This is a genomic window from Allokutzneria oryzae, assembly GCF_042429765.1.
Taxonomy (GTDB): domain Bacteria; phylum Actinomycetota; class Actinomycetes; order Mycobacteriales; family Pseudonocardiaceae; genus Allokutzneria; species Allokutzneria oryzae.
Genome location: NZ_JBHLZU010000004.1, coordinates 170,042 through 184,589, shown reverse-complemented (window position 1 = coordinate 184,589; position 14,548 = coordinate 170,042). Strand labels below are relative to the sequence as shown.

At 69.4% G+C, this 14,548-nt stretch carries 2 protein-coding genes (1 of these 2 only partly in view); both read right to left on the bottom strand.

All coding sequences use genetic code 11. The annotated features are described in order from the left end of the window. Positions 1-187: 187 nt before the first annotated feature. The gene (locus ACFFQA_RS05350; RefSeq protein ID WP_377850488.1) at positions 188-10,228 is read right to left on the bottom strand and encodes a non-ribosomal peptide synthetase; all 10,041 of its coding nucleotides are present in this window, start codon (positions 10,226-10,228) and stop codon (positions 188-190) included. Then, on the bottom strand, positions 10,228-14,548 hold the 3' portion of the coding sequence (locus ACFFQA_RS05345; RefSeq protein WP_377850487.1) for a non-ribosomal peptide synthase/polyketide synthase. The gene runs 17,963 nt beyond the window's last position; only the last 4,321 of its 22,284 coding nucleotides appear in the window; its start codon lies off the right edge, out of view — the gene reads right to left on this strand; the stop codon is at positions 10,228-10,230. The genes ACFFQA_RS05350 and ACFFQA_RS05345 overlap by 1 nt, the downstream gene beginning before the upstream one ends.

Sequence of the window (14,548 nt, the reverse complement as noted above, 5' to 3'; positions counted from 1 at the left end):
CATCCACGAGCAACGATCATGCCGAAGAATCCCATCAGACCCAAACGAGACACCCTCTTAATGCGACATGGGAGCGCTCTTTCGCGCAAGATGCCTACAAAACGCGAAAACCCCAACGGCGCCAGCCAGGACCAGGCGCACCTGGGCCTCCGGCAGGACCCTCGCTGCCGTTCCTGCCGGAGGGGTCTCAGGTGATCCGGTCCGCGACCACCTCGCAGATCCGGGCGAGCGGGCCGGGCAGCAGCAGGTCGTGGTGACCGCAGTCGATGGTGGTGACCTCGACCTCGCCGCCGACGTAGGGCGCCCATGCGCGTTCGAGGACCTCGCCGCCCTGGTCGGAGACGATCAGGGTCAGATCGCCCTTGAACGCCGCCGGGCGGTGGCCCGTCACCACGCGGATGCTGTTGATCATCACGTTGAGCTGGTGCGGGTCCGCGCTGCCGCCCATCGCCTCGGCGAGCAGGCTCATCGCCTTCTCCCGCTGGCGGTCCTCGTCGTCGGTGCGCTCGCCGCCCGCGTCCTCGCTCATCCGCGCCAGCACGTCCTTCGCGGTCAGCGGGCGCTGCGTCTCGATCGGGCCCGGCTGGGCCGGGTCGCCGGGCCTGGCGTCGAGCACGGCGAGCAGCCCGACCTCCTCGCCCTGCTCCTGCAACGCCGTGGCGATCGCGTGCACGATGTTGCCGCCGATCGAGTAGCCGAGCAGGTGGTACGGGCCGTGCGGCTGGACCGTGCGCATCTGCTCGATGTAGTCCCGCGCCATGTCTTCCAGCGACTCGGGCAGCTCACCGGAGCCGTCCAGGCCACGCGCCTGGAGCCCGTAGACCGGGTAACTGTCGTCGAGCCGCTGGACGAGCCCGGAGTAGCACCAGCTCAGCCCCAGTGACGGGTGGGCGCAGAACAGCGGCGCGCGGTCTCCCTTGGTACGCAGGGGAAGCAGCGGGCTGGTCTCGTCCACCACGCCGTCGAGGCGCATCGCAAGCTCCGCCACCGTCGCGGCTTCGAACAGCACGCGCACCGCGATCTCCTGGCCGAGCACATCGGCGATCCGGCTCGTCAAGCGCATCGCCAGCAGCGAGTGCCCGCCGAGCTCGAAGAAGTTCGCGTCGATGCTCACCTTGGGCAGCTCCAAGACCTCCGCGAACAGTCCACAAAGGACCTCTTCGCGCAGCGAACGCGGCCCGCGCCCCTCGTCGGCCGCGACGGCGCCTGGAACGGGAAGCGCTCGGTGGTCCACCTTGCCGTTGGGGGTCAACGGGAGCGCCTCCAGCGTCACCAACACCGACGGCACCATGTGCGCGGGGACCGACTCGGCAACGTGAGCGCGCAGCTCGGAGCCGGTCACGTTCTCCGTCAGGACGACGTAGCCGACGAGTCGCTTGTCTCCGGGGCGATCCTCGCGGACGACGACCGCCGCCTGGGCGACGCTGGGGTGCGCGGCGACCGCCGCCTCCACCTCGCCCAGCTCGATGCGCAGGCCGCGGATCTTGACCTGGTTGTCGACGCGGCCGACGAACTCCAGGTGGCCCTGCGCGCGCCAGCGGACGAGGTCGCCGGTGCGGTACATCCGCTCCCCCGGCGCGAACGGCGAGGCCACGAAGCGCTCCGCCGTCAGGCCGGGACGACGCAGATATCCCCGTGCCAGGCCGAAACCGGCCGTGTACAGCTCTCCGACCACACCCGGCGGGACCGGTCGCAGGCCGCTGTCGAGCACGTACACGCGCGCGTTGGCGATGGGCGAGCCGATCGGGACCGGCTGGTCCGAACCCGGTTCGCAGATCCAGGAGGCGACGTCCACAGTGGCCTCGGTCGGACCGTACGCATTGATCATCCGGCGGCCGGTGGACCAGAAGGCGATGAGCTCCGGAGGGCTGGACTCCGCGCCGGTGACCACGACGCGCAGGTCCGGCAGCCGTACCCGAGGCACCCCGGCCAGCACCGACGGCGGGATGTGGATGTGGGTGATGCGGCGCTCGGCGAGGAAGGTCGCCAGGCGCTGCTCCGCGAGGGTCTTCGGCGGGATGACCAGGCATCCGCCGGAGAGCAGCGCCAGTGCCAGCTCGGACACGCTCACGTCGAAGCTCGGTGAGACGAACTGGACCACCCGGCTTCCCGGTCCGGCGTCGTAGCGCTGCGCCTGGTTCGCCGCGAGGCTCGCGATGCCGCGGTGCGAGACCACGACGCCCTTGGGCCGCCCCGTCGACCCGGAGGTGTAGATCACGTAGGCCGGGCTGTCCAGGCTGCGCGAGACCCGAGGTTCCTCGGCGGGCAACGACTCCAGCGCCTCCGTGCTCAGATCGACCAGCGGGACCGTGAACCCGGCAAGGGAACCGTCGGAGATCACGCAGGTGGGCTGGGCGTCGTTGAGCATGTAGGAGATCCGGTCGGCTGGGTAGTCGGGATCGACCGGCAGGTACGCCGCACCCGACTTGAGCACCGCCAGCACCGCGACGACGAAGTCCGCCGAACGCGGGAGGGCCAGGGCCACAACGCTTTCCGGTCCAGCGCCCAGCTCGACGAGTCGGTTCGCCAACCGGTTGGCGCGGTCATCCAGCTCCACATAGGACAGAGTGGTGCCTTCGAACTCGACCGCTGGGTTCAACGGTGTGCGCCGCACCTGCTCGGAGAACAGCTCCGGCCAGGTCAGCGAGGGAACCGGGGTGGCCGAGTTGTTCCAGCCACCCAACACATCGCGCTGCTCGTCGTCGGAGAGCACGTCGATCCGGCACAGTGGTCGGTCGGGGTCGCTCACCGCCACCGCGAGGAACCGGACGAAGCGCTGCGCGAGCCGCTGCGCGGTCTCCCGGTCGAACAGGTCGGTGGAGTAGCGCAGGATCCCTTCGATCCCGGCCGGCCTGCCGTTGTCGTGGTCCTCCTCCAGCGCGAACGCCAGATCGACCTTGGCCGCATCGGTGCCGATGTCCTCGGCCCTGACCTGAAGCCCGGCGAACGAAGGTTCCGCCGCGTCGAGGTTCTGGAGCGTCAGCATCACCTGGAACAGCGGGTGGTGCGAGAGCGAACGCGTCGGGTTCAGCACCTCGACGAGCCGCTCGAACGGCACGTCCTGGTTGGCGAACGCGCTGAGGTCGGCGTCGCGCACCTGGCCGAGCAGCTCGCGCAGGCCGACCTCACCGGAGGTGTCGGTCCGCAGTACCAAAGTGTTGACGAAGAAACCGATGAGGTCGTTGACCGCCTCGTCGGTCCGGCCCGCCACCGCCGTGCCGAGCGGGATGTCCGTGCCCGCGCCGAGACGGGTGAGCAGGGCGGAGAGCACCGCCTGCAACACCATGAACACACTCGCGTTGCTGTCCTTCGCCAGTGCCGCAAGTGCGGCGTGGAGTTCGGCGTCGATGGCGAAGGGCACGGTGGCGCCCTGGTAGCCGACGACCGCCGGTCGCGGGCGGTCCGTTGGCAGCTCGATCAGCTCGGGCAGTCCGGTGAGCGTGGTGCGCCAGAACTCCGTCTGCTTGGCGATCGCGCTGTTCTCGTCGTCCTCGCTACCGAGAACTTCCTGTTGCCACAGCGTGTGATCCGCGTACTGCACGGGCAGTGGCTGCCACGTCGGCGCGTTCCCGGAACGACGCGCCGCATAGGCGTCTCCCAGATCGCGGACCAGCGGCCCCATCGACCACCCGTCGCCGACGATGTGGTGGATGAGGACCAGCAGCACGTGCTCGTCGTCGGCCGCACGGAACAACCACGAGCGGATCGGCAACTCGGAGTCCAGCTCGAACGCGTAGCTGACCGCGGAGTCGAGTTCGCTGATGTCGCCCTCGATCAGCACCGGCCGCGCGTCGTCGAGGATGTGCTGGTACGGCTGGCCGTCCACGCTGGGGAAGATCGTCCGCAGGCTCTCGTGCCTGGCGACGACGTCTTCGATGGCCGCACGCAGCGCCTGGAGGTCAAGTTCGCCGGTGAGCCGCAACGCCAGTGGCACGTTGTAGGTCGGCGACGCGCCCTCGAAGCGGTACATGAACCACAGGCGGCGCTGTGCCGAGGAGAGCGGCAGGCGCGCCGGGCGTTCGCGCTTGCTCAACCTCGGGCGTGCCTTCTCAGCAATACCAAGGCGTTCGGCGAGCGCGGCCACGGTCGGCGCTTCGAACAGGACCCGGATACCGATCTCCGCCCCCAGTGCGGCGCGGATCTTCGAGACGAGCTTGGTCGCCAGCAGCGAGTGCCCGCCGAGGTCGAAGAAGTTGTCCTCGATCCCCACGTCGGGAACACCGAGCACCTCGGCGAAGAGTCCACAGAGGACTTCCTCGTGCTCGGTGCGCGGAGCCTGACCGGAGCCGCTGACCTCGGGCGCGGGCAGGGCGTCGCGGTTCAGCTTTCCGTTTGCGGTGAAAGGAAGCTGCTCCAGCTCGACGAAGGCCGACGGGACCATGTACTCCGGCAACCGGTCCGCGGCGTAGTCGCGCAGCTCTTCGATACCGATGCTCGACCCCGCAAGCGGGTCTTCGGTACTGATGCCGTCCTTGACCACGTAGGCCACCAGGCGCTGATCACCTGGCTGGTCCTCGCGCAGCAGCACCGCCGCGTGTGCCACGGCCGGGTGCTGGCCGACGACTGCCTCGATCTCGCCGAGCTCGATGCGGAAGCCACGCAGCTTCACCTGGTGGTCGACGCGGGCGACGAACTCCAGCTGCCCGAAGCGGTTCCATCGGCCGAGGTCGCCGCTGCGGTACATCCGTGACCCGGGTGGGCCGTACGGGTCGGCGACGAACTTGGTCGCGGTCAGCCCAAGCCGGTTGAGGTAGCCGCGAGTCACCAGGTCCCCGGAGATGTAAAGCTCACCCGTCACGCCTGGCGGCACCGGGCGCAGCTTCGCGTCCAGCGCGTACATCCTGGTGTTCCACACGGGCTTGCCGATGGTGATCACACCGCCGGGCACGCGGTCGCCGGGTTCGATGCGGTACTCGGTGCAGCCGACCGTGGTCTCGGTCGGGCCGTACTCGTTCACCACGGTCGCGGCGGGGTGCCGGTGCCGCCACTGGTCGAGCAGCTCGCCCATCAGCGACTCCCCGCCCAGCACGAGCTGTTCGGTCGGTGAGAACTCCTCCGGCAACGCCATCAGCAGCGCCAGGTGGCTCGGCGTCGCCTTGACGAAGGTCGGCCTTGACGACGACGGACCATCGGGAGCGCCGTCGTCGAGCTTGACCAGATGCGCGCACCCACCCGAGGTGAGCGGCGCGAACAGGCCGGTGACGGTCAGGTCGAAGGACACGGGCGAGTGCACGAGCACGCGGCCGGAGACGCTGCGGTACGCGTCGCGCGCCCACGCGAGGTACACGTTGAGCGAGTAGTGCTCGACCACAACGCCCTTGGGCTTGCCGGTGGATCCGGAGGTGAAGATCACGTACGCGGCGGCCGAGTGGTTCCGCTCAACACCCGTGACCACTGTGGACGGATAACACTCAGCGTCGGCGATGCGCGCCTGCGGCAACTCCTCGGGGAAGAGTCCGGCAAGCTCGTCGGTGGTCAGCGCGAGGGTCGGCGCCACGTCTTCGAGCATGAAGGCGATGCGGTCGGCAGGGTAGTCCGGGTCGATCGGGAGGTAGGCCGCACCGGCCTGGAACACGGCGAGGAGCGCGACGACCAGGTCGACCGACCTCGGCAGCGCGATCGCGACGAACTTCTCCGGCCCGGCGCCGAGGGAGATCAGGTGCCGCGCGAGCCGGTTTGCCCGCTCATCCAGCTCCGCATAGGACAGTTCGGTGTCCTCGAAGGCCACCGCGATCGCGTCCGGTGTCTTGGCGACCTGTGCGGTGAACAGCTCGGGAACCGTGGTCCGCACGACCTCACGGCCGGGGTGGTTCCAGGCGTCCAGCACGTTGGAGCGCTCCTGCGCGGAGAGCACCTCCAAGTCACCGATCGGCTTGTCCGGCTCGGTGACGGCGGCAGCCAGCAGCCGCGCGAACCGGTCGGCGAAGCTCTGCGCGGTTTCGGCGTCGAACAGGTCCGTCGCGTACTGGATCGCACCGTCCACACCGGACGGTTGACCGTCGTCGGTGTAGTTCTCCTCCAGGAAGAACGACAGGTCGAGCTTGGAGATCTCCGCTCCGACCGGCTCGCCACTGACGGTGAGGCCGGGCATGGTGAAGTCGCTGGCGGCGTTGTTCTGGAAGGTCAGCATCACCTGGAACAGCGGGTGGTGCGCCAGCGACCGCGCCGGGTTCAGCGCCTCCACCAGCCGCTCGAACGGCACGTCCTGGTTCGCGTAGGCGGCGAGGTCGGTCTCCCGGACCCTGCCGAGCAGCTCACGGAAGCTCGGGTCGCCGGAGGTGTCGGTGCGCAGCACCAACGTGTTGATGAAGAAGCCGATCAGCTCGTCCAGCGCCTCGTCGGTGCGACCGGCGATGGCGGTGCCGAGCGGGATGTCGGTACCCGCGCCGAGCCTGGTCAGCAGCGCCGCGATACCGGCCTGCACGACCATGAACACGCTGGCCTGGTTCTGCCGCGCCAGCGCGACGATGCCACGGTGGGTCTGCTCGTCCAGCGAGAGGTTGACGAGCGCGCCCTTGTTGGTGGACACGGCAGGCCGAGCCCGATCGGCGGGCAGCTCCAGCAGCTCAGGTGCTCCGGAGAGCGTCTGCTTCCAGTACTCCAGCTGCTCGTCAACGCCATGGAGTTCGTGCTGCCAGAGGGCGTAGTCCACGTACTGCACGGGAAGCGGCGACCACGCGGGCGCCTTCCCCTGTGTCCGCGCGGTGTACGCGACCGACAGGTCCACGCCGAGCGGCGCGGTCGACCAACCGTCGCCGACGATGTGGTGCATGAGCAACAGCAACACGTGCTCATCGGCACCGAGGCGGAACAACGTGGCGCGCAAAGGAACTTCGCCCGCCAGGTCGAACGCGTAGCCCGCGGCCTCCGCAAGGGCCTCCGCGAGGTGGTCGGTCTCGCGCACGTCCAGCCGCACGTCAACCGTCGGAAGCACGTGTTGGTAAGGCGTTCCGTCGATGTCCGGGAACACCGTCCGCAACGCCTCGTGACGGGTCATGACGTCGCCGAGGGCGGCTTCGAGGGCAGCAACGTCGAGCGCTCCGGACAGCCGCAGCGCCATCGGAATGTTGTAGGTGGCGCTCGGGCCTTCGAGGCGGTGCAGAAACCACAACCGCTGCTGCGCGAAGGAAAGCGGTGGGTGCTCAGGTCGATCGACAGCGCGCACCGGCGGACGGGCCGATGTGGAGCTGTCGAGCCTGGAGACCAGGGCGGCCGGAGTGGGCGCCTCGAACAACGCGCGGATCGGCACCTCAACGGAGAAGGTGGACCGGATCCGGCTGATCAGTCGCGTCGCCAGCAGTGAGTGGCCGCCGAGGTCGAAGAAGTCGTCATCGACACCGACCCGGCCCACTCCGAGCACCTCGGCGAACAGTCCACAAAGGATCTCTTCCTTCGGGGAACGAGGCGCACGCCCTGCCGCGACCACCGTCGCTTCCGGAGCCGGTAGCGCGGCACGGTCGAGCTTCCCGCTTGGCGTGAGCGGCAACGCGTCAAGCGCTACGAACGCGGTCGGGATCATGTGCTCGGGCAGCCGCGCCTTCACGTGCTGGCGCAACTCGTCCGCATTCCCCTGCGGAACGACATATCCAACGATCCGCTTGTCGCCGGGGTTGTCCTCGCGAACCACGACCACGGCTTGGTCGACGTCGGGGTGCTCGGTGAGCGCGGCCTCGATCTCACCGGGTTCGATACGCAGGCCGCGGACCTTCACCTGGTGGTCGGCGCGGCCGACGAACTGGATCGACCCGTCGGCGTTCCACTTCGCGAGGTCGCCGGAGCGGTACATCCGCGCTCCGGGCGCTCCGAACGGGTTGGCCACGAAGCGGTCGGCCGTGAGCCCCGGCCGGTTGAGGTAGCCGCGCGCGAGCTGCACACCCGCGAGGTAGAACTCGCCGACGACTCCGGCGGGAACCGGCCGGAGTGCGCTGTCCAGGACGTAGACCTGGGTGTTCCACACCGGGAAGCCGATCGGCGCGTTGCCGGGGCCGATCTCCTGGCCGCCGTCCCACGCGGTGACGTCGATCGTCGCCTCGGTCGGGCCGTAGAGGTGGTGCAGCGGGATGCCGAGCACGTCCCGGAACTGCCGGTGCAGCTCCTCCGGCAGAGCCTCGCCACCGCAGAAGACCCGCCGCAGGCTGGTGCATCCGGAGGCAGCGGGGTGCTGGAGGAACACCTGCAACATCGGCGGTACGAAGTGGACGGTCGTGACGCCTTCGGCCTGGATCAGCTCAGCGAGGTAGGCCGGGTCGCGATGGCCGTCCGGTTGCGCCATCACGATCGACGCGCCCTGGAGCAGCGGCCAGAAGAACTCCCACACTGACACGTCGAAGCTCGACGCGGTCTTCTGCAGGACCCGGTCATCGGTGTCCAGCTGGTAGGCGCGCTGCATTCCGTCGAGTCGGTTCACGACGGCTTCGTGCGAGATCTGCACGCCCTTCGGCCGACCGGTCGAGCCCGACGTGTACATGACGTACGCGGTGTTGCCCAGCCGCAGACCGGTGTCGGTGGGAGCTGTCGCCGGGTACTCGGAGAAGTCGTGCTTGTCGAGTTCCAGTGCGGGCAAGGACATCGCGGAAGTGCTGAGCACCTTGGCCGGGGCGGCATCGTCGAGCATGAACGCGATGCGCTCGGGCGGGTAGCTCGGGTCGACCGGCAGGTACGCCGCTCCGGCCTTGAGCACCCCGAGGAGGCCGACCATCAGCTCGACCGAACGCGGCATCGCCAGTGCGACAACGCTCTCCGGCCCGACACCTTCGGAGATCAGGTAGTGCGCGAGCCGGTTCGCGTGCTCATGAAGCTCCACATAGGACAAGGAATTGCCGTCGAAGGTCAGGGCGACGTCTTCACGATGCGCCTGCGCTTCAAGGAGTTCGGGCAGAGTCCTGCTCGGCAGCTCGCTCGCGGTGTCGTTCCACTCCGCGACGACCTTGGCGCGTTCGGCGGGCAGCAAGGCGTCGACGCGACCGGTCGGCCGCGCGAGGTCAAAGGACTCCAGCACGCGGAGGAACCGCGCGGCGACGGCTTCGCCCTGGGCGCGGTCGAAGAGATCGGGGCGGAAGTCGACGCGTGCGACCAGGCGGTCCCCCGCCATGCCGGTGATCAGGCTGAGCGGGTAGTGGGTCGCGCCGCCGCCGTCCATGCCCGCGACGCTCAGCCCGCCGAGCTCCTGCTCCCCGCCGTCGTCGAAGGGATAGTTCTCGAAGACCGTGATGGTGTCGAACAGCTCGCCGATCCCGGCCTGGCGCTGGATCTCGGCGAGACTCAGGTGCTGGTGCGCCATCAACCGAGACTGCTCGTCCTGCAACCGGGTCAGCGTGTCCAGCAACCCGGTCGCCGGGTCCAGCCGCACCCGAACCGGGAGGGTGTTGATGAACAGGCCGATCATGCTCTCCACGCCGGGGATCTCGGCGGGACGGCCGGACACCGTCGCACCGAACACGACGTCGCGGCGCCCGGTGAGCTGACCGACCACGATCGCCCACGCGGCCTGGACGAGCGTGTTCAGCGTGAGGCCGTGCTCACGCGCCGTCTCCACCAGGCGCGCGCTGCGCGACGGGGAGAGCTCGGTGAAGATCCGCTCCGGCAGCACCGGCTCGCGCCCGGGAACCGCAGGGGCGACGAGGGTGGGCTCGTCCAGCCCGGCGAGCGCCTCCCGCCAGGCCAGCTCCGAACCGGGCTTGTCCTGCTTGCCCAGCCACGCGAGGTAGTTCCGGTACGGAGTCGGCTTCGGCAGCCCGGTCGCCGACCCACCCCGCTCGTAGATCGCGAACAGCTCCTGCACCAGCAGTGGCGCCGACCACCCGTCCAACAGGATGTGGTGGTTGGTGATCACCAGCCGGTGGTCGTCATCGCCCATGCGCACCAAGGAGAACCGCAGCAGCGGTGGGTGGGCGAGGTCGAAGCGGGTGGTCCGGTCGGTGACCAGGAACCGCTCGAACTCGGCCTCGTCCATGGCCAGCTCCGCCCACGCGGGGGCGACACCGCGCGGGATCACCTGCATCGGCTGGCCGTTCTTGCGCAGCCGGAAACCCGCGCGGAGGTTGGCGTGCCGGAGCAGCACCGCCTCCGCGCTGGCCCGGAGGAGCCCGGCGTCCAGCCGGCCCCGCAGGTGCAGGACGAGCTGGGTGTTGTAGACGTCCACCGCCTCGTCGTCGTAGAGGGCGTGGAAGAGCAGTCCCTCCTGCAACGGCGAGAGCGGCAGGACGTCCTCAAGCCCAGAAGGCTTCATCACCAGTCTCCCAACTCGGCTTCGAGGTCGTCGATCTCGTCCTGGCTCAACGAGTCCAGCCCGAGGTCGGACGGGGTGTGGCCACCGGCTTCGGTCCGGCAGGAGTCCGCGACCAACTCGCCGAGCGCGGCGAACCAGTCCTCCGCGAGCCGCCGCACGTCCACTTCGGACAGCAGCTCGCCCGCCCACGTCCAGGTTGCGCTGAGCACCGGGCCGTTCGGGGTGTCGTCGGTGACCGCGGTGATCTCCACCGCGTGTGTCATCGGCATCGACGGGTCCCTGGGCGCGGGTGTGATCCCGTCCTGCTCCGCACCGTCGGCACCGAATCGCCCGAGGTAGTTGAACCCGATCTGCGGCGACACCGCGATGTCGTCGTCCCCGTTCAGGTACCGCAGCACGCCGTAGCCGATCCCGTTGTCCGGGAAGGACCTCAGCTGCTCCTTGACCCGCTTGAGCGCATCCATGGTGGCGCCGGCTCCCGTGTCGAGCCGGACCGGGAACAGGCTGGTGAACCAGCCGACGGTGCGCGAGAGATCGGTGTGCTCGGTGATCTCCTCACGGCCGTGGCCTTCGAGGTCGACGAGCACCGGTCCGGGTCGCCGCTTCGCCACTGCCATGGCGAGACCGGTGAGCAGCACGTCATTGACCGTTCCGTGCACCGTGGCCGGGAGCCTGGTCAGCAGCGGCTCGGTCAGCTCGGTCGGCAGGGTCAGCGAGATCTCCCGCGCGGTGGCGGCGGTGTCCCGTGCCGGGTCCAGAGCCCGGCTGCCGAGCAGCGGGTCCGGAGTGCCCGCGATCTCCCGCCACACCGGCAGTTCACCGACCCGCTGCGGTGCGGAAGCGGCGAGCTGCCGCGACCATTCCCGCAGCGAGGTGCCCACAGGCTCCAGCTCCGGCCGCTCACCCGCGGCGATCGCGGTCCACGCCGCCGCGAGGTCGGGCAGCAGGACACGCCAGGAAACACCGTCCACCACCAGGTGGTGCAGCACGATCAGCAGACGGCCCGGCGACCACACGAACCGAGCGACGGAACCTGTCTCCGGGTCGAGCGCGGCGCGAGCGGCCTCGGCGTTCTGCGCGTCGATCTCGCCGACCTGTGTGATCAGGCTGGCGGCATCAACCTCACCACGCGGGCGGACCCGCAGCGTCCACTGAGGACTGACAACCGTCAGCCGCAGCGCGTCGTGGTGGTCGATCAGCGCCTGCACGGCCTCGGTCAGCTGGCGCTCGTCGAGTCCGATCGGAACCTGGACGGTCATCGACTGGTTGAAGCCCTTGGCCCCGCCCAGCTCCCGCAGCCAGCGCATGATCGGCGTCGGGGCCAGCTCGCCGATCCCGGCGTCGGGGTCGGCGAACGCCGTCGGCAGGACCTGTGCGATCTCGGCCAGCGCGGCGGGTGTGCGGTGCTGGAACACGTCCCGCGCGGTCACGACGAGTCCGGCCTTGCGCGCTCGGCTGACCACCTGGATGGACAGGATGCTGTCGCCGCCCAGCTCGAAGAACCCGTCATCGGCACCGACCTCGGGCAGCCCGAGCACCTCGGCGAACGCCTCGCACAGCACCTGCTCGCGCGAAGTGCTCGGCGCGCGCTTGCCAGCGGTGGACGCGAAGTCCGGCACGGGCAGCGCCTTGCGGTCCACCTTTCCGTTGGGCAGCAACGGAATCTCGTCCAGAACCACGAACGCGCTGGGCACCATGTAGTCCGGCAGGCTTGCCGCCGTGTGCTCACGAAGGTCCACACTGGACCCGACGACGTAGGCGACGAGGCGGCGCACTCCCGGCTGGTCCTCGCGGACGATGACCGTGGCACGGGCGACGGCGGGGTGTTGCGCGAGAACGGACTCGACCTCGCCCAGCTCGATACGGAAGCCACGCACCTTGACCTGCGTGTCCGCCCGGCCCAGGTACTCCAGCTCACCGTGAACGGTCCACCGCGCCAGGTCACCGGTGCGGTACATTCGCTCCCCCGGCTCACCGAACGGGTTGGCGACAAATCGTTCCGCGCTGAGACCGGGCCGCCCGAGATACCCGCGCGCCAGTCCCGCACCGGACACGTACAGCTCACCCTGGACACCCGGCGCCACAAGGCGGAGGTTGGCGTCGAGCACGTAGGCACGCGCGTTGGTGATCGGGCGACCGATCGACGGCACGACCACGCCGGACAACGGATCGCTCATCGTCGCGCAGACCGTCGTCTCCGTCGGGCCGTACGCGTTGATCATCCGACGGTTCCGCGACCAGCGGCCGACCAGCTCCGGCGGGCACGCCTCACCGGCGACGACCAGCGTCGAACCCTCTGGCAGAGCGTTCTCCGGCAGCGCGGCCAGCGCCGTCGGCGGCAGCGTCACGTGCGTGACCCCGTGCCGGGCGACGACCCGCGCGAACGGCTCGCCGGGGAGGATCTTGTCGGCCGGGGCCAGGACCAGCGCGGCCCCAGACAGCAGACCCATGATCATCTCCCAGGCCGCCGCGTCGAAGCTCAACGCCGCGAACTGGAGGACCCGGCTGCCCGCGCCGACCTCGAAAGCCGCCATCTGGGCGACCGACAGGCTCGCGACACCGGCGTGCGAGACCACGACGCCCTTGGGACGACCGGTCGAACCGGACGTGTAGATCACGTACGCCGAATGGCTCGGTACCAGCACGGGCTCCGCGACCTCGGGCAGGTCCGTGGGGTCCACGTCCTCCAGCACCAGCGAAGTCCCCGGCAACGTCTCCGAGATCGCCCGGTTGGTGATCACCAGAACCGGGTTCGAGTCGGTGATCATGTATTCGATGCGGTCGGCCGGGTAGTCCGGGTCGATCGGCACGTACGCGCCACCTGCCTTGAGGACCGCGAGCAGCGTCACCACCAGCTCGACGGAGCGCGGCAACGCGACCGCGACGACCTGCTCGGGACCCACGCCCTTGGTGCACAGGAACTTCGCGAGCAGCTCAGCACGCTCGTCCAGCTCCGCGTAGGTGAGGCACTCGTCCTCGAACAGCACGGCCGTCGCGTCAGGAGCCTGCTCGACCCTCGCCCGGAACAGCGCAGGGAAGGTCGAGGCGGTCACCGGAGCGGCGGTGTCGTTCCACGCGCTGAGCACCTGCTCCCGTTCCGTGGCAGAGAGTACGTCCAGCTCGGTGATGGGCCGGTCCGGCTCGGTCAACGCGGCGCGCAGGACCCGGACGAACCGCTCGCCGAGCGCCGTCGCGGTGCTCCGGTCGAACAGGTCGGTGGCGAACTGCACCGAACCGTCCACTCCGGACGGTGTTTCCTCCAGGTGGAAAGTGAGGTCGAACTTCGCGACCCCGGTGTCCACCTCGGCGATCCGCGCCCGCAGGCCTGGCAGGTCCAGCTCGGCATCGGCGTTGTTGTCGAAGACCAGCATCACCTGGAACAACGGGTGGTGGGCAAGCGACCGCGTGGGGCTGAGCAGGTCGACGAGGCGCTCGAAAGGCACCTCCTGGTGCGCGAACGCCGCGAGGTCGGCCTCCCGCACGCGGCCGAGCAACTCCCGGAACGTCGGTGCCCCGGACGTGTCGGTCCGCAGCACCACGGTGTTCACGAAGAAGCCGACCAGCTCGTCGAGCGCCTCGTCGGTCCGCCCGGCGACCGCGGTGCCGAGCGGAATGTCCGTTCCGGCGCCCAGCCTGGTGAACAGGGTCGCGAGCGCGGCCTGCGCAACCATGAACGGCGTGGTCCCGGTCTCGCGGGCCACCTCAGTCAGCTTCCGGTGCAGCTCCGCGTCGACGGTGAAGCTGACCTCGTCGCCCCGGTAGCTCGGCGTCGGCGGGCGCGGGCGGTCGATCGGCAGCTCGACCAGGTCGGGAACACCGGCGAGGGCGTCCCGCCAGAAGGCGACCTGAAGCTCCTCCTCGGTGGCGAGCACTTCGCGCTGCCAGAGCGTGAAGTCCGCGTACTGCACCGCAAGCTCCGTCCACACTGGAGCTTCACCGCGAAGCCGCGCCGCGTACGCGGTGGACAGATCGCGGGACAACGGCTCCAGCGAAGCACCGTCGCTGACAATGTGGTGCAGCAGCAACAACAAGATGTGCTCGTCCTGCTTCGTTGTGAACAACCACGAGCGGACCGCCAACTCGCTCGACAGGTCGAACGCGTGCCGTGCGGCCTCTTCCGCAGCAGCTTCGAGTTCCTCGGTCTCGACGACGCGCAGCACGGGCCGCGCCTCGGCGGGCTCAAGGATGAGCTGGTAGGGGACTCCATCGGCTTCGGGGAAGACGGTGCGCAGGCTTTCGTGCCTGGCGACGACATCACCGATCGCGGCCCGCATGGCCTCGACGTCGATGGTCCCGGTCAGCCGCAGCACCAGCGGCACG

Bases quoted from the DNA above. Each gene is read 5' to 3' on its own strand.
- ACFFQA_RS05350 (WP_377850488.1), bottom strand. From the start codon at position 10,228: ATGAAGCCTTCTGGGCTTGAGGACGTCCTGCCGCTCTCGCCGTTGCAG.